At 64.8% G+C, this 26,978-nt stretch carries 22 protein-coding genes and 1 pseudogene; 4 read left to right on the forward strand and 19 right to left on the reverse strand.

All coding sequences use genetic code 11. The annotated features are described in order from the left end of the window. Positions 1–33 precede the first annotated feature (33 nt). Positions 34–1,053, reverse strand: a complete 1,020-nt coding sequence (locus tag NMQ11_RS16695) for an amidohydrolase family protein (RefSeq protein WP_255171487.1) — start codon at positions 1,051–1,053, stop codon at positions 34–36. A gap of 170 nt (positions 1,054–1,223) precedes the next feature. Beyond that, on the reverse strand, positions 1,224–1,826 hold the full coding sequence (locus tag NMQ11_RS16700) for a flavin reductase family protein (RefSeq protein ID WP_255171488.1): 603 nt from the start codon (positions 1,824–1,826) through the stop codon (positions 1,224–1,226). Between the two features lie 154 nt (positions 1,827–1,980). On the opposite strand from NMQ11_RS16700, the gene NMQ11_RS16705 reads away from it, so the two are divergent. Then, entirely contained in the window at positions 1,981–2,715 is a 735-nt protein-coding gene (locus NMQ11_RS16705) for a fumarylacetoacetate hydrolase family protein (protein WP_255171489.1), read from the forward strand. Between the two features lie 8 nt (positions 2,716–2,723). Here NMQ11_RS16705 and NMQ11_RS16710 read toward each other — a convergent pair whose 3' ends face one another. The 14 genes and pseudogenes from NMQ11_RS16710 to NMQ11_RS16780 all read right to left on the reverse strand — a co-directional run bounded on the left by NMQ11_RS16710 (position 2,724) and on the right by NMQ11_RS16780 (position 18,529). Further along, complete coding sequence (locus NMQ11_RS16710; protein WP_255171490.1) at positions 2,724–3,518, reverse strand: IclR family transcriptional regulator; 795 nt, start codon at positions 3,516–3,518, stop codon at positions 2,724–2,726. A gap of 97 nt (positions 3,519–3,615) precedes the next feature. Continuing rightward, positions 3,616–4,185, reverse strand: a complete 570-nt coding sequence (locus NMQ11_RS16715) for a PEGA domain-containing protein (protein ID WP_255171491.1) — start codon at positions 4,183–4,185, stop codon at positions 3,616–3,618. Between the two features lie 160 nt (positions 4,186–4,345). After that, complete coding sequence (locus NMQ11_RS16720; RefSeq protein WP_255171492.1) at positions 4,346–4,531, reverse strand: hypothetical protein; 186 nt, start codon at positions 4,529–4,531, stop codon at positions 4,346–4,348. 60 nt (positions 4,532–4,591) lie between these two features. Further along, entirely contained in the window at positions 4,592–5,866 is a 1,275-nt protein-coding gene (locus NMQ11_RS16725) for an RNA-guided endonuclease InsQ/TnpB family protein (protein WP_255171493.1), read from the reverse strand. A gap of 67 nt (positions 5,867–5,933) precedes the next feature. Continuing rightward, on the reverse strand, positions 5,934–6,698 hold the full coding sequence (locus tag NMQ11_RS16730) for an NAD-dependent epimerase/dehydratase family protein (protein WP_425607722.1): 765 nt from the start codon (positions 6,696–6,698) through the stop codon (positions 5,934–5,936). Positions 6,699–6,803: 105 nt separating this feature from the next. After that, complete coding sequence (locus NMQ11_RS16735; protein ID WP_255171494.1) at positions 6,804–8,036, reverse strand: Nramp family divalent metal transporter; 1,233 nt, start codon at positions 8,034–8,036, stop codon at positions 6,804–6,806. A gap of 176 nt (positions 8,037–8,212) precedes the next feature. Continuing rightward, positions 8,213–9,379, reverse strand: coding sequence for a Gfo/Idh/MocA family protein (locus NMQ11_RS16740; protein WP_255171495.1), 1,167 nt, complete (start codon positions 9,377–9,379; stop codon positions 8,213–8,215). Positions 9,380–9,507: 128 nt separating this feature from the next. Beyond that, entirely contained in the window at positions 9,508–11,184 is a 1,677-nt protein-coding gene (locus NMQ11_RS16745; RefSeq protein ID WP_255171496.1) for an amidohydrolase family protein, read from the reverse strand. 62 nt (positions 11,185–11,246) lie between these two features. Continuing rightward, a complete protein-coding gene (locus tag NMQ11_RS16750) occupies positions 11,247–11,468 on the reverse strand; it encodes a hypothetical protein (RefSeq protein ID WP_255171497.1) in 222 nt (73 codons plus the stop codon). Between the two features lie 414 nt (positions 11,469–11,882). Beyond that, positions 11,883–13,957 (reverse strand): annotated as a pseudogene (locus NMQ11_RS20240) (ABC transporter ATP-binding protein); the annotation flags it as partial. Between the two features lie 3 nt (positions 13,958–13,960). After that, entirely contained in the window at positions 13,961–15,022 is a 1,062-nt protein-coding gene (locus tag NMQ11_RS16765) for an ABC transporter permease (protein ID WP_255171499.1), read from the reverse strand. Continuing rightward, positions 15,009–16,016 (reverse strand): ABC transporter permease, encoded by a 1,008-nt coding sequence (locus NMQ11_RS16770; protein ID WP_255171500.1) that lies wholly within the window; start codon positions 16,014–16,016, stop codon positions 15,009–15,011. The genes NMQ11_RS16765 and NMQ11_RS16770 overlap by 14 nt, the downstream gene beginning before the upstream one ends. Positions 16,017–16,185: 169 nt before the next feature. Continuing rightward, positions 16,186–18,042 carry an ABC transporter substrate-binding protein gene (locus NMQ11_RS16775; protein ID WP_255171501.1) on the reverse strand — a complete coding sequence of 619 codons (1,857 nt, stop codon included), beginning with the start codon at positions 18,040–18,042 and terminating at the stop codon, positions 16,186–16,188. A 241-nt stretch (positions 18,043–18,283) separates the two neighbouring features. Then, the gene (locus NMQ11_RS16780) at positions 18,284–18,529 is read right to left on the reverse strand and encodes a hypothetical protein (RefSeq protein WP_255171502.1); all 246 of its coding nucleotides are present in this window, start codon (positions 18,527–18,529) and stop codon (positions 18,284–18,286) included. A gap of 159 nt (positions 18,530–18,688) precedes the next feature. Here NMQ11_RS16780 and NMQ11_RS16785 point away from each other — a divergent pair, with 159 nt between their 5' ends. After that, a complete protein-coding gene (locus tag NMQ11_RS16785; RefSeq protein ID WP_255171503.1) occupies positions 18,689–19,318 on the forward strand; it encodes a YIP1 family protein in 630 nt (209 codons plus the stop codon). A 140-nt stretch (positions 19,319–19,458) separates the two neighbouring features. Further along, positions 19,459–20,235 (forward strand): sugar phosphate isomerase/epimerase family protein, encoded by a 777-nt coding sequence (locus NMQ11_RS16790; protein ID WP_255171504.1) that lies wholly within the window; start codon positions 19,459–19,461, stop codon positions 20,233–20,235. Here the strand turns inward: NMQ11_RS16790 and NMQ11_RS16795 are convergent. Together NMQ11_RS16795 and NMQ11_RS16800 are read right to left on the reverse strand one after the other, a co-directional pair. Further along, positions 20,229–21,602 carry a neutral/alkaline non-lysosomal ceramidase N-terminal domain-containing protein gene (locus NMQ11_RS16795; protein ID WP_255171505.1) on the reverse strand — a complete coding sequence of 458 codons (1,374 nt, stop codon included), beginning with the start codon at positions 21,600–21,602 and terminating at the stop codon, positions 20,229–20,231. The two genes, NMQ11_RS16790 and NMQ11_RS16795, sit on opposite strands and share 7 nt — an antisense overlap. 114 nt (positions 21,603–21,716) lie before the next feature. Then, entirely contained in the window at positions 21,717–22,607 is an 891-nt protein-coding gene (locus tag NMQ11_RS16800; RefSeq protein ID WP_255171506.1) for a Gfo/Idh/MocA family protein, read from the reverse strand. A gap of 969 nt (positions 22,608–23,576) precedes the next feature. On the opposite strand from NMQ11_RS16800, the gene NMQ11_RS16805 reads away from it, so the two are divergent. Next, positions 23,577–24,689 (forward strand): mandelate racemase/muconate lactonizing enzyme family protein, encoded by a 1,113-nt coding sequence (locus tag NMQ11_RS16805; protein WP_255171507.1) that lies wholly within the window; start codon positions 23,577–23,579, stop codon positions 24,687–24,689. A gap of 46 nt (positions 24,690–24,735) precedes the next feature. On the opposite strand, the gene NMQ11_RS16810 is transcribed toward NMQ11_RS16805, so the two are convergent. Then, on the reverse strand, positions 24,736–26,910 hold the full coding sequence (locus NMQ11_RS16810) for an ABC transporter ATP-binding protein (RefSeq protein WP_255171508.1): 2,175 nt from the start codon (positions 26,908–26,910) through the stop codon (positions 24,736–24,738). Between the last annotated feature and the right edge of the window lie 68 nt (positions 26,911–26,978).

A 26,978-nucleotide genomic window follows, 5' to 3' on the forward strand; every position in this document is an offset into this window, starting at 1 on the left:
CGATCGGCAGCCGGAGAAGAACCGAAACCTCGGTCAGACGCCGAGATACCGCTGGGCGTTCTCCACGTAGAACTTCTCGAGGACCGCCCGCGGCAGGTCGATCGCGTCGACGGTCCAGTCGCCCTGGATCGGCGTCGGGTGGGCGATCCCCTCCCGATCGGTTTCGAAGTACCGCCAGTGGGCGTCGTAGAACTCCTCGGCCTGCTCGTGGGTCGGGTCGAACCCCTGGGGTGCCCCCAACATGAGCGAGTCACGGACGCCGAGGTCGGTGCCGAAGAGGATCCGGTCCTGGAACTCGAGGAAGATTTCCCGGACGAACTCGGCCTCGTGGCGGCCGATCTCGCCGAGTCTAGCCGAGACGTCGACGATGTAGTTCGGATTCTCGCGCATGACGTCGGCGACGTAGCCGACCTCCTCTGCGGCACAGCCCCAGTGGACGCCGAGGAACGTCGTCTCGGGGTGGCGTTCGATGACGGTCTCGAGCTGGCGGATGAGCTGCCACCAGTCGTAGGGGTGCTCCTCGCGGTCGCCCCACCACCAGTCGGGGTTCTCCGAGAGTTCGGCCCAGCGCTCGTTTTCGGGCTCGAGCGGCTCGAAAAATGCCTTCGGGTCGGCGGTGTGAAAGGCGATCGGCACGTCGAGCTCGCTCGCCCTCCCGAACAGCGGGGCGAGTCGCTCGTCGTCGACGCGGACCGTGCTCCCGTCGGGATCCGTGTAGACGAGCCCCATCCGCTTGTGGATCTTGAAGCCGACGGCGCCGGCGGCGACGGCGTCGTCCATGCGGTCGAGTTCGCGCTCGAGCCAGCCGTCCTCGCCGAAGTCCTCGAACTCGAACCCGCCGAAAACGCCGAACCGACCGGGGTACTCCGCGGTCGCCTCGACGAACTCGTCGAACGCCTCGCCGGTGTAGGCAGAGATGTCGACCATCGCCTCGAGACCGTTGCGATCCATGAGTTCGATCGCCTCCTCGAGCCGTTCGGGGTCGATGTGCGTGTGCATATCGATCACCGGCTGGTCGCGTCGCCACGCCGCGTGAGGCGTTTCGGCGGTCACGGCCGGTTCACCTCGGTTCGGACTCCGAGTGATGGCGACGGCGATGCCCCTCCGGTCGATAGTCTCTCCGCTCCCAGGGTCATATGACCGAATAACACTACTGCGGAAACTTATACGTTCCTGTTGGTCACGCCTTACGACGAACGCACTGGCGGTAGAGTCGCGAGAGGTCACTCGAGCGACCGATCAGGGCAGTCTCGCGCTGTCTCTCGTGGCGTCTCATCGCTCGAAACCGACTCGCGGTCCATCTCGAGGAGCTGTGAGAGCGTCTTGAACCGCTCCGGTCCGTCGCCCCACGCCCGCCCGAGATTCTTCACTCGCTCCTCGTGTGTCTCTGAGACGTGGGCGGCGACGACCTCGCCCGCGAAGACGGTGTGATCGCCCGTCCGAAACGCCGGCCCCGGCCGGCACTCGAAACACGCGGCTGCGTCCTCGAGGATCGGCGTCGATCCGACCGCCGGTTCGGCGAGCGACAGTCCTGACGCCGCGACCTTGTCGACGTCGGCGCCGGAGTTCGATCCACAGAAGACGATGTCGTCCGTCTGCGCCTCGCTCGGGAACGCGATCACGTAGTCCGCGGCCGCCTCGAGTAAGCCGTGGGTGTACCGCTCGAGGCCCACGCTGACGGCGATCATCAGCGGGTCGTTGGAGGTGAACATGCTCCACCCTGCCGGCATGACGTTCGGATCGCCGTCCTCGTCGGGCGCGACGATGAGGACGACCGATTCTGGAAACTTCCGGGCGACGGCTTCGCTGAACGGAACGCGCTTCACGGAATCACCATTGTCTGACTCTAGCACTCACCTTCGCGCGAATCGAAAATAGGCGTATCGGTCACTCACCTCGTGCCGGAGCGGCCGATTGATCGGCCACAGCCGTACCCCGACCGAAAGTGAGTTAACCCGGTGACTCCATCGTGTACCACCTATGCGAACGGTACGATTCGAAGACGAGACCGGCTACGCCCGGCGCGGCGAGTGGACCGACGACGGCATCGTCGCGAACGGTAACACGTACGATCCAGCTGAAGCGAACGTCTTGCCGCCCTCGGAACCGACGAAGATCGTCTGTCAGGCCGGCGGCTACATGGACCACCGCGAGGAGTCCGGCTTCGACGACCGCCCCGAGCGCCCCGAACTGTTTTTGAAGACGCCCAACTGCGTCGTCGCCCACGGCGACGCGATCGAGTTGCCGCCGGGCCGCGAGAGCGTCGAGTTCGAAGCCGAGTTCGGCATCGTCATTTCCGAGCAGTGTCGCGCAGTGTCGGAGGCCGACGCAATGGAGTACGTGGAAGGATTCACCTGCGTCAACGACATCTCGAACCGCGACGACCAGGAGCAAGAACGCAACTGGGTCCGCGGGAAGGCCTTCGACGCCTCCTGTCCGATCGGGCCCGTGGTGGCGACGCCCGACGAGGTGCCGGACGATGCGGCGTTGACCCTGCGCCTCAACGGCGAGACGAAACAGGAGACCACTCGCGAGCACATGATCTTCTCGGTACCGGAGCTGGTGGCGGACGTCAGCGAACTCATCACGCTCGAGCCCGGGGACGTGATCGCCACCGGCACGCCGTTCGGCCCGGACGAACTCGCCCCCGGCGACACCGTCGAAGTCGAGTTCGACGGCGTCGGCACCCTCGAGAACCACGTGATCGCGCGATAAGCGACGGACTACGGTTCGGTCTGCAGCGAGGTCAGGTTGATCTCGATGATGTTCACGCTCCGCATGATCATGTCGGGGAGTTCGCGCTGAAAGCGCTCCTCGTCGAGGCGGCGCGACGGCCCGATGATGCTGAGTGCGCCCAGGACAGAACCGTCCTGATCCCGGATGGGAGCGCCCACGCCGACCAGTCCCTGGATCGTCTCCTCCTCGTTGAACGCGATTCCGCGCTTTCTGGTCTCCTCGAGCTGGTCGAGCAGCGCCGACTCCGTCGTGATCGTGTTCTCGGTCACCTGCGTGAGTCCGTGGCGGTCGATGATCTCCGCGACCCGCTCTTCGGGCAGGTGCGCCAGAATCGCTTTGCCGACCGCCGTGTGGTGAAGCTGGCTTCGGTGGCCGACGTACAGCGGCGTCTGTACCGCCTGCTCCCCGTACGCGACGTACAGGCAGACGCCCATCCCGTGTTCCTCTACGGTAAACAGCGCCATCTCGCCGCTCTTCTCCGCGAGCTTCGTGACCTCGGTTCGTGCGAGTTCCAACACCGGCACTCGCATCTTGGCGTGGTGGGCGATGTCGAGAAATCGAAGCCCCAGGTGGTACGACTCGTCTTCCGTCTGGACGACGTAGCCGTCGGCCTCGAGCGTCGCCAAGTGGTTGTGCACGGTCCCCTTGGTGACGCCGACCGTCCTGGCGATTTCCGTCACACCCGCTCCGCCCATTGTCCGGAGCGCCTCGAAGATTTCCAGTGTGGTTTGGACCGACTGGATTCGTTTTTTGCCGTCAGGCGACCCCGATTTTGCTCCCATGGGAGGCGTGTTAGGCGCCCGCTCACATAACTGTTTAGGACCGGTAAACAGCGTGCCCGGACGAGAGAATCCGGGACCCGAACGCTACGACCGGGCCTCAGTCGTCCGCGTCGTCACCACCGTCGCCCTCCTCACTGTCGTCTTCTCCGTCCTCCTCGCCGTCGTCTTCTTCGTCCTCGTCGCCGTCAGCGGCCTCGTCGTCGGGAGCCTCCTCGTCGTCTCCGGGTGCCCCCTCGAGGACGAGCGTTACCTCGGTCTCCTCGTTCTCCTCGACCGTCACGGTCTCTTCGACCGTTTCGAACTCCTCACCCTCCGCGGTGACCGTGTACTCGCCCGGCTCGACCGTCGTTCCCGGAACGTCCATATCGACGATCGTGCCGTCCTCGATGTCCTCGCGGTAGGTGTACGTCGAAACGCCCTCGTCGGGTACGATAGTGACCTCGACGCCGGAAGAAACCGGATCGCCGTCCTCGTTCTCGAGGTGGACGATGAGCCGCGTTTCGGGCTCCTCCTCGACCTCCGCCTGTTCTTCGGTTTCCTCGTCGTCGGTTTCGTTCTCCGCTTGATCGTCGTCGGCTCCCTCGTCGTCGCCACAGCCGGCTAGCGCGACGGTCGCCGTAACTGCACCGACGATAAACGTCCGTCTCCGTACCGATGGATTCGCCATGCTCTGCAATGGAGAGCCCCGAGAAAAATACCTTTGGGAAGCGGTCGCCGCGAAACCGATTAATACAGCGAATGAAACGGTGGAACGTTACGCTGCCGGCGGTCTGGGTCGAGGGCAGGTCCCGCTTGGGGTGAGCCCCCGAACCCCCGTGAAGCCGAGGTTACGATCCGTCGATCAACCGGACGTCACCGCCTGCGACCGCGAGGAGGCGCTCCTCGAGCGCCCGGTCGGGGCCGTGCTCGTCGATGTCGGGGGTTCGCTCGAGGTGATCCTCGACCGCCCGTTCGATCCCTTCCTCGAGCGGCGTCGACGACCAGCCGAGGCCCGCGAGTTTCTCCGTCGACACGACGTAGGGATGACATCCTCCCCGGCGTAAACGCCGGGGTTTCCTCGCGCGGGGTATCGCTTACCGACCCACTGAGGCAACTTGCGGGTTCGTATGCTCCTCGTTGGGACGGTGAGAGCGTGGTGACTCCGACCAAGTATGGTCGTCCTTGAGGCATACAGGCCGTGCCATCGGCCGTGTTACCGTCGTCTGCCGCCTCAGGAACGTCTCGCTTGCGGTGAGGTCTGCGTGGCTCTCGAAGCCGCACGGACACGTGAGCGTGTCTCGGTGGCGTGTCGTCCGGTCGGTCGAACCACAGTTCGGACACTCTTGGCTTGTCCACGCTTCCGAGCGAATCTCTACGGATATACCGTACTCCTCGGCGGTACACGCGAGGCGCTTGATGAACGCCCGGAACGCCCAGAAGTTGTGCGTTTTCTCGTTGGCCCGAACCGACCAATGCGTATCGAGTACGTCCGTTAACGCCCCGACGTACACCGTGGAGACGCCTTCGGCGTGCAACCGTTCAATGAGGTCGCGTGCGAGCGCGTCTTGGGCGTGGTCGCGACGTCTTGTCCGGCTTCGGTATAGCGAGCGTATCCGATGACTGCTGTACCGTCCGTCGTCCAAGAGCGACTGCAACCGGGCGATTTCTCGCGTCGTCTCGCGGAACCGCTCGAACAGGTCGCGCCCTTCGTACAGCAGTTGCGTGCCGGTCGTGGTCGTACAGGCGACGAGGTTGTTCGCACCAATATCCAAAGCGGCCGTTTCGTCGGCCAGTGGGTGTGCCAGTCGAGGATTGTCGATAGTGACTGGCTGAAAGGCTCTGAATGTCTGTGCTTGTTCGTCCCAGAACAACTCTAACCGGCCCTGCTTGTCGTACTGCTTCCAGTTGGGGTCGCCCCGGACTTCGAGTCGAAGCCTCTCGCGGTGTCCAAGGCCGTACTCGTCTTTCAGGTCTTGGCCGACGAGGATTTCGAGTCGGGAGTATTCGCCCCATTCGACCGAGTACGACGTGTTTCGGATGTACGTTCGGAGTTCGCGGTCGTCCTCGGCGTTGCCCCAGAAGCCGGGCTTGCCGTTGGCTTCACCCTTCTTTTGGAGTGCGAAGAACGACCTCCACACTTCGCGGTTCTTCCGTTCGATTTGCTGAACGGTTGACGCGCCGAGGACACCGCCGTAGCGTCCGCGATACTCGCTGATGTCCCACACGTCCGCGTCGGGGTCTGCGTAGTTCTCGCGGCGCTCGTAATTTATCTCGTTCCAGAGAGCGGCAGAAGCGTCCAACAGGCGTCGAAGCAACTCCTCGTCCGCGTGGGACTGAGAAACCACGTCGAACGTGTTGGTCCGCTTCATCAACCACTCCTACGGGATGGCAAAACATAAGTCTATGGTTATCCATAGACTGAGTTGTGACGAACATTCACATCGAAGTGCCGGACGAGGAACAGTACGAGCGGCTGAAAGACGTGAAGAACAAGTACGGGCTAACGTGGCGTGGGATGCTTGTCCACGCGGCCGACGACTTGGATACCCCGGACTGAGCGGCGTCGGCGGTTATTCGGCAGTTGTCGGATTCACGCCCGCCGTAAACGGCGGGACTCTCTCCTTGAATCAGGTAGTCGCCCCCCGGGACGACGATCCGGTCGTGGGTCCGCACGCGGTCGATCCAGTAGCCGAGCCTGCCGGTGGGGTCGTACGGCCCGTAGATTGCCGTCGGCCGGACGATTCTGGCGTCGACGTCGGCCTCGAGGAGCAGCCGGTCGCACTCGGCCTTTCGCGGCCCGTAGCTCTCCATCGTGTCGTCGACGGCCTGCTCGGGCGAGCAGGGCTCGAGGGGCGTCCGCCCCTCACGGATCGGGACGGTGGAGCCGAGCCGGTAGGCGCTGGTACTCGAGACGAACACGTAGGTGTCGATGTCGCTGAAGACGTCGAGAGCCGTTCGAACGTCCTCGGGGTAGAACCCGGCGAAGTCGATCACGACGTCGGGATCGACCGCCTCAGTGGCCGCCCGAAGGGCCGCCTCGTCCCGGCGATCACCCTCGACGTGACCGACGTCGTCTTCGTCGAACGGGATCGGCGTGTTGCCGCGCGTAAAGAGCGTCACGTCGTCGCCGCGGTCGCGGAACTCCTCGACCGTGAACCGACCCATGAACCGTGCGCCGCCGATCGTCAAGACCCGTGTCATGGCACCACACTCGAGGGCGCGGGTATAAAATCACCCGACACCGCTCGTTCGAGTCGGGGGTCCGGAGAACAGGGGTGCTCGAGCCTCGAGACGTGCGGTCGGTCGCTACAGCAGGCCGATCTCGAGGGCGACCTCGCGGAGGTAGTTGATCACGATGCCGATGATGGCGAGGTAGCCGATCAGGCCGAGGGCGTTCGCGCCGATCCCGTTCGCGTGCTCGCCCATGAACTCCGAGTCGCTCGCGATCGAGAGCACGAGGAACCCGAGGATCGGGAACGCCACGACCGCGGAGGCCTGGGCGACCCGGAGGAGTTCGATCGGGTCCTCCCGGAAGACGAGGACGACGGCCAGCCCGATCAGGATCGCGATCGAGGACCACTGCTTGACCGGACGGCCGTCCATCGACGGGTTGCCGCCGTAGCCGTCGACCAGCAGGGTGGCGCCGATGAGCGCGTTGACGACGAGCGAGGAGAGCGCCGCGAAGAAGAAGCCGAGCGTGAAGAGGTAGAACGCGACCGGACCGGCGAGGGGCTCGAGCTGGGCGGCCATCCCCTCGGCGGAGAACACCGGGTCGGCCTCCCCGTGGATCACGCTCGCGCTGGTCAAGAGGACGACCGTCGCGATGAGTCCGAGAACGGCGATTCCGAGGATACTGTCGAAGCCCTGCTGTGACAGCTCCTCGGGCCCCCAGTCCTTCTCTTTCATCAGGTGAGACTGGTAGACCGCGGCCGCGATCGAGAACGTCGTCGCCGCCATACCCAGCGAGAGGAAGACGCTGTCGACGTCGGGGAACGACGGCACGAGTCCGGTCGCGGCGTCGCCGACGTCGACGCCGACGATCGCGAGCGTCCCGAAGAACGCGACGATCATGACCCCGACGGTGAACTTCACGAGGAGTTCGATCTTGTCGTACAGGTCGGGGAGCCAGATGAACCCGATCGCCGCGGCCGAAAAGACGGCGGCCCACAGCCTGACGTCGTAGCCGAAGAGCGCGTTCGAGGCGAACCCGATTCCCGCGTTGTTCCCCGCCTGGAAGGCGAGGATGGTGACGAACCCGAAGAATCCGCCGGCGAGGGCGACGACGGTTCCGAACTTCTCGCGAGTCGCCTGAAACAGCGTGTCGCCGGTGACCAGCCCGATCCGCGCGGCCATCCAGGTGTAGGTGATCATGAAGACCGTCGCGATCACCGGCACCCAGAGGAGCTGGTAGCCGTACAGGCTTCCTGCGATCGTCGACAGCGCGATGCTCCCCGGGCCGACGACGACGGCGGCCAGTACCAGCGCCGGCCCCATCGCCTTGAACTGGTCCCACACGGATCGGTCGGTTTGTGTTGACATACCACTGAAAATATGTACGAGCCAAATAAATTCATCGGAATCGGTGACTCTCACGACCGTCACGCGAAGACGCGCCGGCGATCGCAGCAGCGACCGACGAACTGCCGATTCGGCGTCGGACACCCCGCACTCGAGACGAGGCCAGCGAGCCAGCGCGAGCGAAAGGGCGGGGCGCCTTACCGCAGGTCGTACCGGGAGTCTATCCCGACGATCTCGCTCTCGCGGATCGACCGCTCGGCCCCCAGCGCGATCGCCGCCGCGCGCTTGGCGTCCGTCACGGTCGCCGGCGGCTCCGTGCGGCCCTGGAGACACCGCAGGAAGGTTCGCATCTGGAGGTAGTCTCCACCGCCGTGTCCGCCGGCGAAGCCGCCGGTTTCGTACGTTTCGCGCCGCCTGCGGGCGTACAGCTCCCAGGCGTCCGAGCCGTCCGACGCGCTGGCGAGGATTCCTTCGGTACCGCGAAACTGATAGTCACGACGGCCGTGAAACTCCGGGTGCCAGTCGCCGTACGGCGCGTACAGGCAGAGATCGAGACTGGCTCGGACGCCGTTTTCGTACTCGACGATTACGACCGCGTGGTCGTTCACGTCGGTCCCCTCGGTGAACACGTCCTGGCCGCCGAACGCGCAGACGCGAACCGGATCCGCACCCGTGACCCAGTTCATCAGATCGAAGTCGTGGCAGTTCTTCTCGAGTAGCGACCCGCCGCTTTCGGCCTGCGTGTAGTAGTGGCCGTCCGGAAACGGCATTCGAACCTCCCGACAGGAGATCATCCCGAGCGATCCGATCGCGCCCTCCGCGACCAGCTCGACGAGGCGGCGGTAGTAGGGAAGCGAGCGCATGTTGAACCCCGGGTAGAACAGCCCTTCCGACTCCCTGACCGCCGCCTCCAGGCGGTCGTGGTCCTCGAGCGTGGTCGCCAGCGGCTTCTCACACAGCACGTCGACGCCGCGCTCGAGCAACGGAACCGCGAGCTCTACGTGCGTGTCGTTCGGCGAGGCGACGACGACGGCGTCGTACTCCCCTCGCTCCAGAAACGCCTCGTACGTCTCGAAGAGGTCGGGGTCGTCGCCGCCGTCTCGACAGACGGCCGCAGCCGCCTGCCGTGCGTCCGCTGACGGATCGAAGACGGCGCTCACTGTCGGCTGCAGGTCGGAGACGTCCTCGACCCACTCGGGGTGATCGGCTGCGTATGTCTCGTACAGCGGCTGAGGACTGTTCAGGACGCCGTCGCCCGCGTCGCTCCCGAGGTGATTTTGACGCCTGAGTCGGTAGATTTCGGCGATGTGGGCGCTCCCGCGTGACCCCGCGCCGACGAGTCCGAGCCGAGGGTCGCTGACCATACCGAGTGCTGTCGAAGCGAACGCAAAGCTCTATGGGATGCGGACGCCGCATCGACGGTCGATCGGCAGCCGTACTTCCGGTGTATCTGCGTCGGAGCGGAGAGGGGGCGTTTACGGCCGCCAGTCGATCACTCGAGCAGCGACAGGACGTTCTCGCTGCGAACCCGGTCTTTGTCGTCTTCGCTCACCGGGAGGTTCTCGGTGTAGATGTAGTGGGAGTCGAAGTACAGCATCGGCAGCTTCGGGCCGGTAACGAGCCGGTCGACGCCGAGTTCGTCGACGAGGTCGGCGCCCTGATACCGGAAGAACATGAACAGATCGTCGAGGACGAACAGCGTCTGTCCCTCCCGGACGAAGTTGTTGAGACGGACGCCGCTCGGGTACGAGGTCGCCACCTCCCTGATGATCTCCGGGGCGCTTCCCCACCCGTTGGCGATGATCACGTCCGTCTCCGGCGCCCGCGTGAGGGCGTCGATCAACGCCTCGACGTGTCCCGCGCCCCAGTGTTTGTTCCGGATGTCGTCGTGGTCGCGGAGCTTGAACCGGGGGTGGCGCTGGCGCTTGTCCTCGAGGGTCGCGACGAACATCGCGGGAACGTCGTAGTCGGCGCAGGCCTCGAGCAGTTCGACGACCGCGTCGTCGTCGATGTCGTAGTCGTGGTAGGCCGGAAAGAGTCGCACGCCCTTCATTCCGAGTTCCTCGACGCTCTCGCGGAGGTCCTTCCGCCAGCCGGGGAACGTCGGGTCGATCGTCGCGAACGGGATAAACCGGTCCTCGTGGTCCTCGATCGCGGCCGCGAGCTCCTCGTTGCCCCGGTGGACGTCCCGGTAGAAGACGGCGTCGAGCGAGGAGACGACGGCCCTGTCGACCCCCTTCTCGTCCATCTTCGCGAGCAGTTCGTCGGGCTCGGCGTCGATCGGCCGCCACGGGAACTCGCCGAGGTAGGCGTTGGCGTCGACGATCGTCTCCTCCCGGGGCTGTGCGCGCTCCTCGAAGTGGCTCCGTGCGCGGTCGATCCCCGCCGCCACGGCGTCCGCTGAGAGCTTGTTCGGAACCGTTTCGGGAATCAGGTTCTCGAAGTTGTACGCGATGTCGGCTTTCTCCTCCGGGGTGAGGTCCGCTCCCCGGAGCTTTCCGACGCCGGGCAGGAACCAGGTGTCGGTGCCGAAGACGAGCCGGTCGGTGCCGAGATACTCCGCGGCCATCTCGAGGGAGCCGTGGTCGCAGACCGAGCCGCTCGTATCGAGGTAGACGTTGTCGTAGTCCTGGATGTTCTTGATCCGGTGTTCCCAGTGGCCGCCGCCGCCGATGTGCGCCGAGAGCAGTTTGAGATCGGGGAACTTCTCGGCGAGGCCGACGACGTGCTCGGAGTAAGACTCCGCCTCGAGACTCTCGAACGGCTCGTTGCGCTGGGAGACGTGCGAGAGGATCGGGACGTCCATCTCGACGGCCGCCTCGGCGAACGGTTCGACCCGCGGATCGTCGAGGTACACCTGCGCGTACAGCTTGAGTCCGATCAGGCCGTCCTCCTCGACGGCTCGCCGGAACTCCGCGACGCCCTCCTCGCCCCACTTGGGGTTCGCTCGCGCCCACCCGTAGAACAGGTCGGGGTACTCCTCGACGTACTTGCCGACGGTGCGGTTGTTCTCCCGACACTCCGCGACGCTCTCGCCGCGCTCGCCGATGAGCGCGATTCGCTCGACGCCGAGGGCGGCCGCCTGCTCCCCGACGATTTCCGCCCGCTCGGCCCGTTTTTCGGGCGTGGAGTTGTCCTCTGTCCACAGGTGAAAGTGACTGTCTATCATCCGATGGTAAACCAATACGCGAGTGCGGTATTAAGTCCCACGGCAGCGGCGTGTTCCGCAGATCAGTAATCGCCCTGCCGACACGTCCGGATCGTGAACCCGAGAACGGTGAGAAAGCCCACGATGAGCACCAAGTTGATGACGACGATCTGCCGGGTGCCGGACTCGGGCGTCGCCAGAAACAGGGACAGTCCCATGAACACGAGCAAGACGATGTTCAGCCCGAACAGAACCGCCCAGATCGGGAACCCGGCGCAGACGACGTCCCAGAACCGTTCCGACATGATATCGCATAGGTCAGCGGCCGCACACCTAAAAGTATCTCTCGCGGCTCAGTCGCTGGTCGCTTCCGACTCGGCCGACGAGGTCGACGTCGTCCCGTCGACCCGCTCCGTGTGGAGGAGGCAGGCGGCGGTGTGATCCGGACCGACCGCCTCCGGAACGGGATTCGTCTGCTCACACGGCGTCGTGAACTGCGACTGCAGCGTCGTCGCGGCGCCGTCCTCGTCTCCGCCCGCGAGCTCACGAAGCGCCTCCGCGAGCGTTCGCTCGGCGGACGGATCGGAGAGCTCCGCGAGGTCGAACTCGTCTCTGAGCGCCGCCACGAGGTCGTCCTCGGAGACGGTTTCGGGGTCGTCGGTCTCCGAGAGCGCCCGACGGCGCGCCTCGAGGTCGACGTCTCCCTTCTCGACGCGCTCGCGGAAGTCGAGGACGTTCCCCCACAGCTCCTGGTCGAGCTCGAGCCCCTCGGGCTGGATCACCTCCGGACAGCGGGTGTGGAACCGACAGCCCGACGGCGGGTTGATCGGGTCGGGGACGTCGATCTTCCTGATCGGCATCTCGTCGGCCCGGCCCATCGTCTGGAAGTCGGGGGTCGCCCACCGGAGCGACTTCGTGTACGGGTGCTGTGGGTTCTGGGCGATCTGCTCGGCGGGGCCGATCTCGACCAGTTCGCCGAGGTACATCACCCCGATGCGGCCGCCGACTTTCTCCGTGATGTAGCGGGCGTTCGAGAAGTCGTGGGAGATGAACAGGAACGACGTGTTGAACGTCTCCTGGAGTTCGTGCATCAGGTCCATCATCTCGATGCGCAGCGAGACGTCGAGCGCGCTGATCGACTCGTCGGCCAGGATCACGTCCGGGTTCATCAGCAGCGCCCGGATCAGCGCCACCCGCTGTTTCTCGCCGCCCGAGAGCTGGTGGGGGTAGCGGTAGGCGTAATCCTCCGGCGGCGCCATCCCGACGCGCTCGAGCAAGCCGAGCACGCGCGCGATCCTGTCCTCCCGGGAGAGCTGTTTCTCCCACTTCTTCAGCGGCGACTGCAGGATCGCCATCACCTTCCGGTTGGGGTTCAGCGAACTGCCGGGGTCCTGGTGAATAATCTGGAGCGACCGGCGAATGTCCCAGTGAGGGATCTCGATCTCTCCGTTGCCGTCCCTGGCGTCCTGAATGTTCTGGCCGCGGTAGGTCACGCTTCCGCCGGTCGGTCGCTGGAGGCCGATCGCCGTCTTCCCCAGCGTCGTCTTCCCGCAGCCGCTTTCGCCGACCAGCGCGATCACCTCGTTCTCGTGGATGTCGAGGGAGACGCCGTCGACGGCACGAACGACGTTGGGTTCAGAGAACGGGTTCAGAACGCTCCCGGAGTTGTCCTCGAAGTGAACCTCGACGTCCTCGAGCGAGAGCACGACGTCGTCGCCGGGGCTCATTGGTCACCCACCTCCTCGAAGCTCGGAATGGCGAGCGGAATGGCCTCCTCGGCCTCCTCCCAGTGGAAACACTTCGCGCGGTGGCTCCGACTGACCTCGTGGTACTCGGGGTCGTGCTCGCGACACTCGTCGGTCGCCAGCGGACACCGCGGGTTGTACGAACACCCCGGCGGAACGTTCACCGGGTCGGGACTCGAGCCTTTGATCGACTTCATCTCCTCGACGGGCGTGCTCATGTTCGGCGTCGTGTTGAGCAGCGCTCGCGTGTACGGGTGGGCCGCGTTCGAGAGGAGCTTGCGCGTCGGGCCGACCTCGACGAACTCGAACGCGTACATCACCGCCACCCGGTCGGCGAGTTCCGCGACCAGCGGCAGGTCGTGGGTGATGAAGATCAGCGTGATGTCGTACTTCTCTTTGATCTCCGTGAGCAGCTTGAGAATCGACCGCTGCATCAGCAAGTCGAGCGCCGCCGTCGGCTCGTCCATCACGAGCACCTTCGGGTCGAGCACCATGCTGAGCGCGATCAGCGTCCGCTGGCGCATCCCGCCGGAGAGCTCGTGGGGGTAGGCGTCGAGCACGCGGTCGGGGTCGAGGTAGAGGTCCGAAAGGAGTTCGCGCGCCCGCTGCATCCCCTCGTTGTAGTTGGCGCCGTGCGCGTCGAGGGTCTCCTCGAAGTGCGTTTTGACCTTCATCGTCGGGTTGAACGAGCTCATCGCGCCCTGGAACACCATCGAGATCTCGGCCCACCGGTACTGCTTGAGCTCCTTCGTCGTGAGTCCGAGAATGTCGACCGGCTCCTCGGGCGACGGGTAGTACGTGATCTCGCCGCCGAGGACGCCGGGGTCGACGACCGCGTCGAGCATCGCCGACGCGAACATCGACTTTCCGCTCCCGCTCTCCCCGACGACGCCGAGGATCTCGTTTCGTTCGATGTCCATGTCGACGCCGTCGAGCACCTTCGACTGACCGCGCTGCATGTCGAAGGTGACGCTGGTGTTTCGAACGGTGACGATCGGATCGTCGACCTCGAACTCGCTTTCGATCTCGAGCGATTGTGTGTTAGCCATCGGTTAGAGTCCTCCTGGTCGCGTATTCGGATCGGTTTCCTCGTCCGTCTCGGGGTCCGCGTTGTCGGTACTGTCCTGTTCGAGGTGGCGCGCCCGGATCCGCGGGTTGAAGATGCGGTCCAGCCCCTGCCCGAGCAACAACAGCCCGAGCGAGAGGACGACGATCGTCACCATCGGCGCGTAGAACCAGTGGTACAGCGACGCCGTGTACACCCCGCCCTGTCCGTAGGCGGTGTTCATCATCACGCCCCAGTTGAACCCGGTGTGGGGCAACAGCCCGAGGAAGTACAGTCCCACGGAGGCCATGATGACGTTCCGGGCGGTTGTGACGAAGTTCACCACGATCAGCGGCATCACGTTCGGCAGCACGTCCTTCGTGACGATCGCGGGAAGCGAGATCCCGATCGTCCGCGACGCCTCGACGTACGACTCGTGGCGGAGTTTTAGCACCTCCGAACGCAGCGCGCGGGCGAAGCCGGCCCAGGCGTTCACGACGAGGATGATACCGATCACCCACGGGCTCGAGGGGTCGAGGATCGCCGCGAGCACGACCACGAGCGGGAGGCCGGGGATCGTCATCAGCACGTCGGCGACGGCCATCATGAACTGGTCGACGGAGCCGCCCTTGTAGCCGGAGAACACGCCCCAGAAGACGGCCATAACCGTCGAGAAGATCGCGCCCGCGGCCATCATCTCGAGCATCGCCGGCGTCGCGTGGACGAGCTGTGCGAGGATGTCCTGGCCCTGTCCGTCCGTGCCGAGCGGGTGGGCCATCGACTGGAACGGCGGAATCAGGAAGTCAGCGTCGCCGGAGTACGGCCGGTCGATAGCCCACACGCCGATGGTGCCGACGAACACGAACCCGATGGTGATCAGGAAGCCGGTGATCGCCCGCCAGTCGTTGATGAGGATCTTCGTCGGTGCGGCGACGTACTCGTCGAACAGCGCGCGGTACCGCTCGGAGCGCGAAACCTCGACGTCAGCCACCGTTTCGAACGGTGACTGCACCTGATCGGACGAGACGCCACCGCCGTCGGTCTGGATATCGGTGTCAGAACGCTTCACTGTCATCACTCTCCGCTCGTGGGTCGACGTAGCCGTAGGTGAGATCGGCGATGTAGACGCCGATAATGACGCCCGCCGTGATGAACAGGAAGGTTCCCATCATCAGCGGGTAGTCGCGTGCGCTTATCCCGCGGAACATGAAGTAGCCGACACCAGGGTACTGGAAAATCTGTTCTAAGATGATCGAGCTTCCGAACAGGGTGCCGATGGAGATCATCATCGCCGTGTACATCGGCAGGATCGCGTTGCGCGCGACGTATCTGATGGCGATACGACGCTGTGAGAGCGCGCGCAGACGCGCGACGCGCAGGTAGTCTTCGCCGAGGATCTGGATCGCGTTCCCCCGCATCTGGAGGGCGACGACGCCGAACCCGGCGACGACCAGCGAGATGATCGGGAGCGCGCCGTGGTGGATCACGCTCCAGATGAACTCGAGGTTGAACCCCTCCTCGACGCCCGAGCCGTAGTGGCCGCCCGTCGGGAACAGGCCGTGGTTGTGCCCCAGGAAGCCGAGCAACACGACCGCGACGACGTAGAACGGCACGGACGTGAGCAGGATCGAAGCGCCCGACCACGAGACGTCAAAGCGCGTCCCCTCGACGTACGCCATGAACGCGCCGAGGCTGATGCCGATCAGGTAGATTAGGATCATCGAGATGATCGAGACGAAAATCGTCCACGGCATCGCGTTCCCGAGGATCTGTGCGACGGGGTCGTGGTACCAGGTGGAGTCGCCGAGGTTGCCCTGGAAGACGTTCGTGACGTACGTCAGGTACTGCTGCCAGAGCGGTTCCTGCGGGTTTATCGCCGCGTACCGTTCGACCTGTCTGGCCGCAGCCGTCGGATCCTGGCCCGCCCCCTCGTGTTGTGCGCGGATGTAATCCATCGGCCCACCCGGCATGAGCCGGATGAGCGCGAACGAAAGGGAGACGACGACGTAGAACGTCGCGACGGCCATTACGGTGCGTTTGATGAAGTAGTCTGTCGAGACCATATGTTAGGACTTCTCGCGGATTTCCCACCGCGTAGCCGAGGCGGTGCTGGCTGCGGTTGCAACCGGGGTGTGCTCACTCTCCACACGACGTACCATAGAACGTGAAAGCCGGTTCGTCGACTTATAATTTGTGATGCGGGCTATCCTCCACGTCGGGACTCGAGACCGGCTACGAGTCCTCCTTTCGCGCGAGCGCCCCGATCTGGGGGAGCGAGTAGGTAAACGGCATCAGTCCCGCGAGCGGGTCGTTCTCCTGGTCTCTCGGGTAGTCCCAGCGGTCGCCCATCATGAACCAGCCGTAGACGCCGGCCGAGCCCGGAAGCTTCGGCACCGTCTGGTTGAACGCCCAGGCGAGCGTCTCGCTGATCTCGGTCACGCGCTCCTCGTCGGTCGTGTGTGCGAGTTCTTCGTAGAGTTCGACCGGGTCCACCTCGATGGTGTCGTCGCTATCGGGTTCGCCGATCGGGGGGATCTCGAGGCCGGGTTCGCCGTAGGGCTCCTGCAGGTAGTTGGCGAACGGCCGCTCGGACTCGTCTGCGCCGTCGTAGCGGAGCCAGCTGAGCTCCCAGCCGCTCACGATATTCGAGAAGCCAATGAAACCCCGCGTGAGCTCGTAGTCGAGGTTCGGCAGCGTCTGGCCGAAGAACGTCGTCCCCTCGATGACCTCGACGGTCGATTCGATCCCGAACTGGTTCAGGTTCGAGGCGGCGTACTCCATGCCGTCCTGTTGCCACTGGACCGTCGACGGCGCCGCCCAGGTCGCCTCGAGGAGCTCGCCGTCGGGTTTGTACCAGCGGTCGTCCTCCTTGGTCAGGCCGGCGTCCTCGAGCAACTCCTCGGCGCGGTCCCAGTCCTCCTCGTACGTGGTGAGGCTGTCGAGGAAGTCGTCGGAGACCTCCTCCTCCATGACGGGCGTCATTCCGCCGAAGGTCTCGTCGACGACCCCGTACTCGCCGTGGTACTGGTGGCTGATCCCGTCGTAGTCGAGGATGTGTGCGAACGCCTTGCGAACGCGCTCGTCGCGCCACATGTCCGCGTGCTCGCCCTCGAGCCAGTTGAAGACGAACGCGTCGTTCCAGCCGGAGACGATCGCGTTGTACTCTGCGCCCTCGGGGTACTCGTTTGCGATCTCGTCCTCGGAGTCGATCTCGAAGCCGTCGCCGCCGTCGATGTTTCCGTTCTGGGCGGCCTGGTGGAGCTGTGGCCGCTCCCCGAAGAACTGGCTCGTCTGCCCGTCGTAGTTGAGTTCGTCCGGGTAGTCCGAGAGATCCAGATCGTAGTTCTCCTCGAGGTTCTGCTGGATCGAAGCCCACGGGTAGTCCTCGTACGTCGTGAAGTGGACGCCCTGGGTGTCGATCGTCTCGAGTTCGAACGGACCGGAGGCGTACGGCTCGACGTCCTCGCCACGGAGGTTGAACTCCGCGAGGTCCGCCTGCACCTCCTCGCGGGCGTCGTCGGAGCCGGCGTCGACGTACCGCTCGACGAACTCGGCGTAGTGTTCCTCGTGTGCGTGGAACTGGTGTTCGCTGAGGATGTTCGTCTCGAGGGCGACCGGGTTGTACGTCTCGTTGAGTTCGAAGACGGCGGTGGTGTCGTCCTCGGCGTACATGTCCTCGATGCTGTCGAGGCGGTCGACGACGTTCTCGCCGGCGATGTATCCGATCTGGACCGAGCGGACGTAGTCCTCAGCGGTCACCTGATCCCCGTTGTGCCAGGTGAGGTCCTCGAGCACTTCGACCGTCAGCGTGTCGCCGTCGATGGTGTAGTCGGAGAGTGCGGCCGGGTAGTACTCCCCGAACGTGCGCGATTCGATGACTGCGCTGGCGTACACTGCCTGGGAGATGTCCCACTCGGGCGGAATGGTGATGTTCCGCGGGTTGAACTGGATGTCCTCCTGGGCGGCGAGCTGGGTGGTAACGAACCGGTTGTCGTCCCCACCACCGTTCGAGCCGCCGCCGTCACCGTTATCGTCACCGGTACACCCTGCGAGAAGGCCCGCAGCACCCGCACCCGTGAGGGCCAGCATTCGGCGGCGATTGATCGCGTGTTCCGGCCGAGAGCCAGACCTCTCGGAGCCAGAGTTAACTTTTGGCATGGTATACGGTGATAGGCACACAATCACTCACCATAAAGTCTTCTATTGTCAACGGTGAGCGTTTTGTGGCGAAAAAACGGGAGTCGGCTCCGTCGCGCTCGAGTGCTCTCATCCGTGCGTTCCGGCGCAGCCGCGAACTCACCTGCGGATGTGCCGAAAAAGCGGTGCAGTCTCAGTGGCCGTACCGACCGAGCGCCCAGAACAGTCCGTAGACGACGAGCGCGATAACGCAGATGATGATCCCCGATGCGGCAGACACGCCCGCCTCGACGCCGCGGCCGAAGAGATCGAAGACGTAGCCGAGCGCGATCAGGAACAGACCGACGGCGAACGGCACCACCAGCGTAACGTACTCGTTCAACGTTTCGACGAGCGTCGTCTCCCCGGCGTCGCTATCTGACACGTATTCGGTCGCCATGGCAGTGTCAACCGGTCACGAGCATATAATTGTTTGCACCGACCGGTGCTCGCGAGCGCGCGAAAACGGCAATCTGCCGGGGCGTTCGGCGGCTTTTTCCGCGGTCCTGACAGGAACAAACCAAAATGTATACGAGTGTTGCCGCGGGAGAGTGAGCCGATGATTACGCGGTTGGCAACCAATCCACACGCGTTCGTGGAGCGACAGTCGAAGTATCCGGGGATTCGAACGCAGTCGCTCATCGCGTTTCTCGTGGGCGTCGCGTTCGGCCTGCAACACATCGGACTGACCACCGTTCTCGGCTCGGAACTCGAGCACGTCTCGGGGCCGATTTGGGTGCTCACGGTGGTCGATCTGGTCGTCCCGTTCGTCCTCTGGGGGGTCGTGACGGTCCTGATCTACTACACCGCGCGTCTCGTCGGGGGCTACTTTCAGATCGGGCTGCTCTTTCGGATGGTCGGCTGGGGGTTCGCCCCGCTGATCGCGAGCGGATTCCTCGTGAGCCTCGCGCGGCTCTACGCCCTTCAGGGCGCGGCGCCGCCGGAAGAACCGAGCTTCTCCGCGTTCGAGTACGAGTACGCGGCCTACCAGTCCTACGTCGACGCGGCCACGAACGAGCCGGTCTTCCTCGGGGCGACGGCGGTCGCGGCCGGGTTCGCACTCCTCAGCGGCTACATCTGGGCGATCGTCATCGAACACCTGTCCGGCCTCTCGTTCACCCGCGCCCTCGCGGTCAGTGCCCTCCCGGTCGCGCTCTGTCTCGTCTGGATCGGCTGGCAGCTCGTCTGATACCGGACATCCCGTCGTTCGAGGGAGTCGGCGCACGCCTCGACGGCCCACCCAGCGGTGCGTATTCGATCGCTGTCAGATATCCGAACGGAATAGCTTTATTGTTTGCAGCCGTTCACCTATCGGTAGGTACGTAAGAAATGGTGCGAACAGCGATACAGCTTCAGACGCTCGAGGATCTTCCTGACGAACTGCCCGAACTCATCGCGCGCGTCGGCGACACCACGCTCGAAGGGGTCGAGTTCACGGGTCTCGCCGGCTCGTCGCCGTCCGTCGTCGCCGACGCGGTCGCAACCGCGGGCGTCGAAATGATCGGCGCGCACGTCTCGGTCGACCAGCTCGAATCGGAGTACGACGCGCTCGTCGAGACCTACGGTGAACTCGGGTGTCGGCGGTTCATCGCGCAGTCGTACGACGAAGACGCCTTCGACTCGCTCGAGGCGACCGAGGCGGTCGCGGACCACCTCTCCGACCTCGCCTCGAAACTGGCAGCCGACGGGTTCGAGTTCTGCTATCACAACTCGACGGTCGAGTTCGACCAGCTCGGGGACGAGTACGTCTACGACGTGTTACTCGACCGGACCGACGACTCGATCGCCTTCGAACTCGACACGGGACTGGCCGTGTACGCTGGCGCCGATCCGATCTCGCTTCTCTCCCGGTACGGCGACCGGATCTCGCTCGTTCACCTCACCGACTCGGTTCCGGGTCGAGAAGCGACGATTCAGGTCGAAGTCGGCGCCGGCGAACTCGACGTCAAACGCTGCGTCGACGCCGCGCGCGACGCCGACGTCGCGTGGCTCGTCTACGAGCACGGACAGACCGACGACCCGCTGGACTCGCTGTCGTACGCTTCGACGCTGTTGCCCACCCTCTCGAGCGGACACGACCCCAACGCGACCTCGAGCGTTTACTGACCGCCATCGGCGGCCGACGGGCTCGAAGTTAAGGCCCCGACGAGCCCCAGCGCTTCGCGGCGGAACTCGAGGACCGCCTCCGGCGAGAGCTTCGCCGTTCGGACTTCGTACCCGACGTTTTCGAGGTCGGCGAGCGGCGGCAGGTAGCCGACGTAGTCGTTCGCGTAACCGGCCAGCAGCAACGACTCGGCGCGCGCCGCCGACTTGAAGCGGAGGCCGTGGGCCGTGTGTACCTCGCCGGGCATCCCCAGGACCCCGATCGTTCCGATCTCGAAGTACGGCAGCCGGTTCGGGAGGCAGGTCGCATCCCAGCGCGCGATCGCGAGCAGCTCCGTGGCGTACTGACGGTCCCAGGCGAGTTTCTCCGCGCCGACGGTCTCGCCGTCGGCCTCGAGGCGCTCGATCCGATCGTCGAGGTCGTCGATCCGCGCCTCGAGCGTCTCTACGGGGGGCGTTCGCTTGACCGGGAGCCGGAGCTCCGCCTCGTCGACGAAAATCGGGGCGCGGCTGGCGCCGTCCGCCGCCGGCTCCGCGCCCTCGAGCGCACGGACGACGGCGTCGCCGACGCGACCGCCGACCCGCTCCATCGCCTCGTACGCCTCCGCTCTCGAGCGGCCCGGGCGCAGTCCCGCCGGGTTGACGTCGCCGGCGGCGCCGTTGAGAAAGAGCACCGTCGCCCCCGGACGGACCTCGCGAACGCGCTCCCTGGCGACGCCCGGCCAGTCCGCCGAGAGGTGCGTCTCTCGCGCTGTCGCACACACCGGGTGACAGGCGAAGTTGTAGAGCACCGTCTCCGCCCCCGAAACCGTCTCGACGAGAACGGCGGTGACGTTGGGGTCGACCGGCCCGTGTGGCACGCGAACGTTCCCGCCGACGCCACCCGCCGCGCGGCGGTTCTCCTGAACCGCCCCTTCGGAGTCGGTGGCGGTGTGAACCGCGGCCGGCTCGAGGGCGGCGTGCGCCCGTCGGAACGTTTCGACGACCGCCTCCTCGATCCGCGAAACGGTTTCCGAGACGTCCGCGGTCGCCCGAAGCGGCGGGCTCACGTCGAGCGCCCGAGCGGGAAGGTACGGCCCCGCGTGGGTGTGCGTCGCCGCGACGACGATCGAATCGAGGTCGACGCCGGCGCTCGCGAGCGCAGTTCGAACCCGGTTCGTGAACTCCCGGGAGACGTTCAGCACGTCCACCGAGGCGACACCGACCGTAGATGTGCCGTCGTCGAGAACGAGGGCGGCGGCGAACAGCGGATCGTGAACGCCCGTCGAACGACCCTCCCGAGCGCCGTAGCCGCTCATCACAACCGGCTCCTCGGGCGTGATATCGGTCGACGCCGATCCAGCGCGGAGTCGCGCCTCGTGGGCGGGCACTCAGACCACCCCCGTCCGTCCGGACTGTCTGTTGTGCATCGTCGCTGGGTAACGCGGGAGACGCCTTAGTTGTATGGCGACCCGCCAACGAGTTCGGTCGGGCGTCGACGCGAGTCAGTAGTAGGGCTCGTACTCCGCGAGGAAGGCGGCGCCGTCGACGGAGTACTCCGAGAGGATTCGGCAGTTCGGCGTGATGGGGCCGGGGTGCTCGAGCGCGGCGTTCACGGCGAGTAAAAGCGATGCGGCGTCGAGAACCCGGTCCGCGGGGTTCCTGGCTCCCGCGACGACCTCGAGGAACGTGTCGATGTAGTTCTCGTACATCTCGGTCATCTCCTCCGCGGAGCTACCGACGTCCCGTCGAACGGTTCGCTCGCCGATGCTGAAGAAGGTGAACAGCTCGTCGTCGCTCGGATCGTCGAGTCGAACGGTCGCGTACGTTCCGTCCTCGAAGGCGACGTCGACCGTCTGACCGGGGTCGTTGGCCCGCGACGCGCACGTCCAGGGCGCTCCAGCCAGCCGGCGAACCGTATCGATCACGTGGCTGCCGTAGTAGAACGTGTCGTCGTAGCCGATGCAGTACACCGTCTGCTGATCGCCGAAGCTGTCGAGCGAGCGAACCGCAGACTGGTAGGGAACCGCGGAGCCGCCGAAAAACGGCGTCTCACCGATCGCGTCTCGAATCGCGCGAACGTCCTCGAGAGAGCCCGCGATGGGTTTGTCGACCAGCGTCGGCACGCCGCGCTCGAGAAACGGGACCGCGAGCTCGCGGTGGGTGTCCCAGTTTACCGTCAGAATCAGGACGGCGTCGACGGCGGAGACGAGATCCAGCGGCTCCGCGAATCGGGTCGCTTCGTAGCGCTCGCAGAACCGGTCCGCGTACGCATCGCTCCGTACCGCACCACCATCCCAGACGGCCGTGAGCTCAGCCAAACCGTGCTCCTGGATGGTCGCTGCGAACGATTCCGAGTGACTCGTGTCTAAGCCGACGATACCGATATCGACCATCTGTTCGTTAGTGCCGCGCCGCCGAGCCTTATAGTTTCGCTTGGACGGAGTGTCGGTGGTCAGTACTCTCCGCTCGACGCTCGAGCGAGAACGGTCGTTCAACTCGATAAAACGGCTGCACTCGGCAATACCGAGTGGAAACTCCGGGCGGACACCGTATACGCGAGGTCGGTGCCGTCCGTGAGCACTGGTACCACAGGGTTATCGAGTGTACTCCACGTTCGTTCACCCCTGGTGAACAGATATAGATGATATGCAAATTGAGTTAACGATATTTAAATACATGTATTTGTGGTGTCTGATCGACGTCGACCGGCGAATGCTACCCGCTACAGACGAGCTACGGGTCGTTGGACCAGATCATGTCAGAACCGGTGGTGCGGACTGGCGCGGCACCGTTCGGAGGTCGATGCCGGATCGTTTCAGTGTTCCAGTCGTTTACCACGTATGAACGGTGATCGGACCGCCGTCGATCGCACCGAGAAGCGACGGCCGTCAAGAATTACAAACATATACCTGTAATCCGGGGGCGCGAGAAATGCACTCGTGGAATGGTCCCACACACAGCAGTAAACATCATACTTAGCAAATCAAAAACAATACCATTATTATTATATTATTGGACGCAGACATCGGATACTAAAATGCATTCACAAAGACCCAAAACTGAACTGAGGGGAAGAGCAGCGGATCTGAACGGGAAATAGGATTGAATCCGAACCGTCGGCTGCTATTCGTTAGCCACATGTTGAATTGTATCGAAAGTGTCTCTTACGGTCGTGAACCGGCATATTACGCTTATCGAGCTTCGAAAGAATCGTTCGGTGCGGTATCCGGGCCCAATACATAAACGTCCTATCAATTCTCCGTATCCAACTTGTTTCTGACAGTAATTAGTAACGGCAGATCCGACAGGTCTAGCGTTTCACGAGGACGAGGATTTTAGAGGGTTCGAACGAAGTACCCCGCATGGAAGTTACGCAAATAGACGCGATTCCGGTCGCGGTTCCGGTCGCCCCGCTCGAGGAAGGCGGGCTGGCACCGTACAGCAGTAACCACGACGAAGTCGAAGTCGTCGGTCGAATGCTCGTCCGCCTCGAGACCGACGACGGCATCACGGGGTGGGGAGAGATGTTGAACGCGATGCAGTCGCCGCGGGTGACCGCCGCCGTCATCGAGGACGTCATCGCCCCGCGGCTGCTCGGCCGCGACCTGTCGGAGATTCGCGGGTTCGTCGACGACTTCTACTACCCGTACGTCAAAGTCAGACCGTTCCTCGGAGCCGTCGAAACCGCCATGTGGGACGCCCTCGGCAAGAAACGCGGCGCGCCGATCTCGGAGTTACTCGGCGGCGGCGTTCGCGAGCGCGTCGACGTCGCCTACTGCCTGGGAATGCTCTCGGAAGCCGAGTCGCGAACGTACGCCGCTCGAGCGCGCGAACAGGGGTTTACCGTCCTCAAGACGAAAGCCGGCCCCGACTGGAGAGGCGACGTCGACCGCATCCGCGCGATGCACCACGAGACGGACGGCGCCCTCGAGTTTCGGATCGATCCCAATCAGGGGTGGACGTTCGAGGAGGCCGTTCGCGCGGGTGCCGTCCTCGAGGACGAGGGGATCTACCTCCAGTACCTCGAGCAGCCGTGTCGGATCGACACGTACGGCACCTACGAGCGCCTTCGCCAGCGGCTTCGCCAACCGATCGCCGCCAACGAGGACACGTACTTCCCGCGCAACCTCTATCACCTGTGTGAGCGGGCCGCGATCGACGTCGCGTGCGTCGACCTCGTGCCCGCCGGCGGCCTGCTCGCGGTTCGAGACCAGATCGCGGTCGCGGAGAAAGCCGGCGTCTCCGTAACCCACCACAACGGGTTCGACCTCGGGATCAAGCAGGCCGCGGTGCTCCAGCTCTATGCGAGTACGCCGGCGCTGAACCTGCCGCCGGATTCGGTGTACTACGGCTGGGCCGATCACATCCTGACGGAGCCGCTCGTCGTCGAAAACGGATCGATGCCGGTTCCGGACGGTCCCGGACTCGGCGTCGACGTCGACGAGGACGCCGTCGAGAGATACCGCGTCGACTAATTCGGGCACGAACGGGGGCGGATACGGCGTACGGCGGCCCGTGCGCTCAGTCCCGTGATGGTTCGCTCCGGCCGCTTCCCTCGAGCGGCGCGCTCTCCCAGTAGGCGTGGCCCGACGGATACTCCCTGAAACACGCCGCGTGGTGCTCGAGGTCGGCGTCGTGGGTCAGCGTCGGGTCGGCGCGCGTACAGGCCTCGCGGGCCTCGGGACATCGGGTGTGGAACGAACAGCCGCTCGGCGGATCGATCGGGTCGGGGATGTCGATCTCTCGGAGCGGCGACTCGTCGACGTCTTCGGTCGTATCGACGTCCTCGGTCGACCACTTCAGGATCTTCGTGTAGGGGTGTTTCGGGTTCGAGATGACCTCTTCTCCGGGACCGATCTCGACGATCTCGCCGAGATACATCACCGCGATACGGCCGCCGACGCTCGCCGACAGGTACCGGGCGTTCGAGAGGTTGTGCGAGGTGAACAGAAACGAGGTGTCGAAGACGTCCTGCAACTCGAGCATCAGGTCCATCATCTCGACGCGAAGCGAGACGTCGAGCGCCGACACCGCCTCGTCGGCGAAGATCACGCCGGGGTTCATCGAGAGCGCGCGGATCAGCGCGATCCGCTGTTGCTCGCCGCCGGAGAGCTGATGGGGGTACCGCAGCGCGTAGTCCTCCGGCGGGGACATACCGACGTGCTCGAGCATCGCGAGCACTCGCTTCTCCCGGTCGTTGTAATCCATCTCGGGGTGCCACTGCTTCAGCGGCACCTCGAGGTTCGCCTGGACGGTCCGGTTCGGGTTGAGCGAACTCCCGGGGTCCTGGTGGATGATCTGTAGGGACTGTCGAATCGTCTCGAACGGGATCGAGACGTCGCCGTCGCCGTCTTTCGCCGCCCAGACGTCCTGGCCCTTGTACTCGATCGACCCGCCCGACGGCCGCTGGGCGGCGACGACGGTTTTGCCGAGCGTCGTCTTCCCGCAACCCGACTCACCGACCAGCGCGACCACGTCGTTCTCGTAGATGTCGAGGTCGACGCCGTCGACGGCCCGCACCGGGCTCGGATCGCTGAACAGTCCCTCGAGGAGCCCGACCTGCTGTTCGAAGTGGACCTCGACGTCGGACAGCGAGAGAATCGGTTCGGCCGACTGCGCCCCGTCGACGGTCGCCGAGGCGACCGAGCCGTCACCGGTCGACAGGGGGATCTCGTCGGCCGCGTCCTCCCAGTAGAAACAGGCGGTCCGGTGGCCGTCGTTCGAATCGACGCCGTGAAACGGCGGCTCCTCGTGGGTACACCTGTCGTCCGCGAGCGAACACCGGGGGTGGTACGTACAGCCGGTCGGCAGGGAGACGGGGTCGGGACTCGAGCCCTCGATCGGCGTGATGTCCTCGAGCGGCGTGTCGAGCGTCGGAATCGCCTTCAGCAGCGATCTCGTGTACGGGTGTGAGGGGGTGGCGAACACGTCTTCCGCGTCGCCGACCTCGACGAAGTCGAACGCGTACAGCACGGCCAGCCGGTCGGCCAGCCCCGTGACCAGCGGGAGGTCGTGCGTGATGAAGACGATGGTGAGATCGTACTCGTCTTTGACCGCCTCGAGCAGGCTCAGGATCGACCGCTGCATCAGCAGGTCGAGAGCCGCCGTCGGCTCGTCCATCACCAGCACGTCCGGCTCGAGGACGAGACTCAGCGCGATCAGCGCCCGCTGGGACATCCCGCCGGAGAGTTCGTGGGGGTACGACGAGAGGACGCGGTCGGGATCGAGGTAGAGGTCGGCCAGCAGCTCTCTGGCGTGTTCGATTCCCGGCTCGACCGGGTACTCGTGGGCCCGCAGCGTCTCCTCGAAGTGGCCGCGGATGTCGAGGGTCGGGTTGAACGAGTTCATCGCCCCCTGGAACACCATCGAGACGTTCTCCCAGCGAAACCGCCGCAGCCGCTCGGCCTCGAGGTTCAGCACGTCAACCGGTTCGCCCGATTCGGGGTAGTAGGTGATGGTGCCGTCGACCTGCCCCGGATCGACGACCGAATCGAGCAGCGCGTCGGCGAACATCGACTTTCCGGAGCCCGACTCCCCGACGATACCGAGGATCTCGTTCCGGCGGATGTCCATGCTCACCGAATCGAGGACGCGAGACTCCCCGCGCTCCATGTCGAAGCGGACCGTCACGTCCTCCACGCTCACGATCACGTCGTCACCGCGGCTGTCGGCTCGTGCCTGTTCGCTCGTTGCCATCACGCCCACCGCCGATCGGTCCGGCCGGGATTCAGTCGTGACCGCGCCTCGCCGGCGGCCCGCCTGCG

Source organism: Natrononativus amylolyticus, from assembly GCF_024362525.1.
Classification (GTDB): Archaea; Halobacteriota; Halobacteria; order Halobacteriales; family Natrialbaceae; genus Natrononativus; species Natrononativus amylolyticus.

What these genes read in the sequence shown, in the direction of transcription:
- NMQ11_RS16705 (WP_255171489.1), top strand. Translation starts at nt 1,981, where the DNA reads ATGCGAACGGTACGATTCGAAGACGAGACCGGCTACGCCCGGCGCGGC.
- NMQ11_RS16710 (WP_255171490.1), bottom strand. Translation starts at nt 3,518, where the DNA reads ATGGGAGCAAAATCGGGGTCGCCTGACGGCAAAAAACGAATCCAGTCG.
- NMQ11_RS16715 (WP_255171491.1), bottom strand. Translation starts at nt 4,185, where the DNA reads ATGGCGAATCCATCGGTACGGAGACGGACGTTTATCGTCGGTGCAGTT.
- NMQ11_RS16725 (WP_255171493.1), bottom strand. Translation starts at nt 5,866, where the DNA reads ATGAAGCGGACCAACACGTTCGACGTGGTTTCTCAGTCCCACGCGGAC.
- NMQ11_RS16730 (WP_425607722.1), bottom strand. Translation starts at nt 6,698, where the DNA reads ATGACACGGGTCTTGACGATCGGCGGCGCACGGTTCATGGGTCGGTTC.
- NMQ11_RS16735 (WP_255171494.1), bottom strand. Translation starts at nt 8,036, where the DNA reads ATGTCAACACAAACCGACCGATCCGTGTGGGACCAGTTCAAGGCGATG.
- NMQ11_RS16740 (WP_255171495.1), bottom strand. Translation starts at nt 9,379, where the DNA reads ATGGTCAGCGACCCTCGGCTCGGACTCGTCGGCGCGGGGTCACGCGGG.
- NMQ11_RS16745 (WP_255171496.1), bottom strand. Translation starts at nt 11,184, where the DNA reads ATGATAGACAGTCACTTTCACCTGTGGACAGAGGACAACTCCACGCCC.
- NMQ11_RS16750 (WP_255171497.1), bottom strand. Translation starts at nt 11,468, where the DNA reads ATGTCGGAACGGTTCTGGGACGTCGTCTGCGCCGGGTTCCCGATCTGG.
- NMQ11_RS16770 (WP_255171500.1), bottom strand. Translation starts at nt 16,016, where the DNA reads ATGGTCTCGACAGACTACTTCATCAAACGCACCGTAATGGCCGTCGCG.
- NMQ11_RS16775 (WP_255171501.1), bottom strand. Translation starts at nt 18,042, where the DNA reads ATGCTGGCCCTCACGGGTGCGGGTGCTGCGGGCCTTCTCGCAGGGTGT.
- NMQ11_RS16780 (WP_255171502.1), bottom strand. Translation starts at nt 18,529, where the DNA reads ATGGCGACCGAATACGTGTCAGATAGCGACGCCGGGGAGACGACGCTC.
- NMQ11_RS16785 (WP_255171503.1), top strand. Translation starts at nt 18,689, where the DNA reads ATGATTACGCGGTTGGCAACCAATCCACACGCGTTCGTGGAGCGACAG.
- NMQ11_RS16790 (WP_255171504.1), top strand. Translation starts at nt 19,459, where the DNA reads ATGGTGCGAACAGCGATACAGCTTCAGACGCTCGAGGATCTTCCTGAC.
- NMQ11_RS16800 (WP_255171506.1), bottom strand. Translation starts at nt 22,607, where the DNA reads ATGGTCGATATCGGTATCGTCGGCTTAGACACGAGTCACTCGGAATCG.
- NMQ11_RS16805 (WP_255171507.1), top strand. Translation starts at nt 23,577, where the DNA reads ATGGAAGTTACGCAAATAGACGCGATTCCGGTCGCGGTTCCGGTCGCC.
- NMQ11_RS16810 (WP_255171508.1), bottom strand. Translation starts at nt 26,910, where the DNA reads ATGGCAACGAGCGAACAGGCACGAGCCGACAGCCGCGGTGACGACGTG.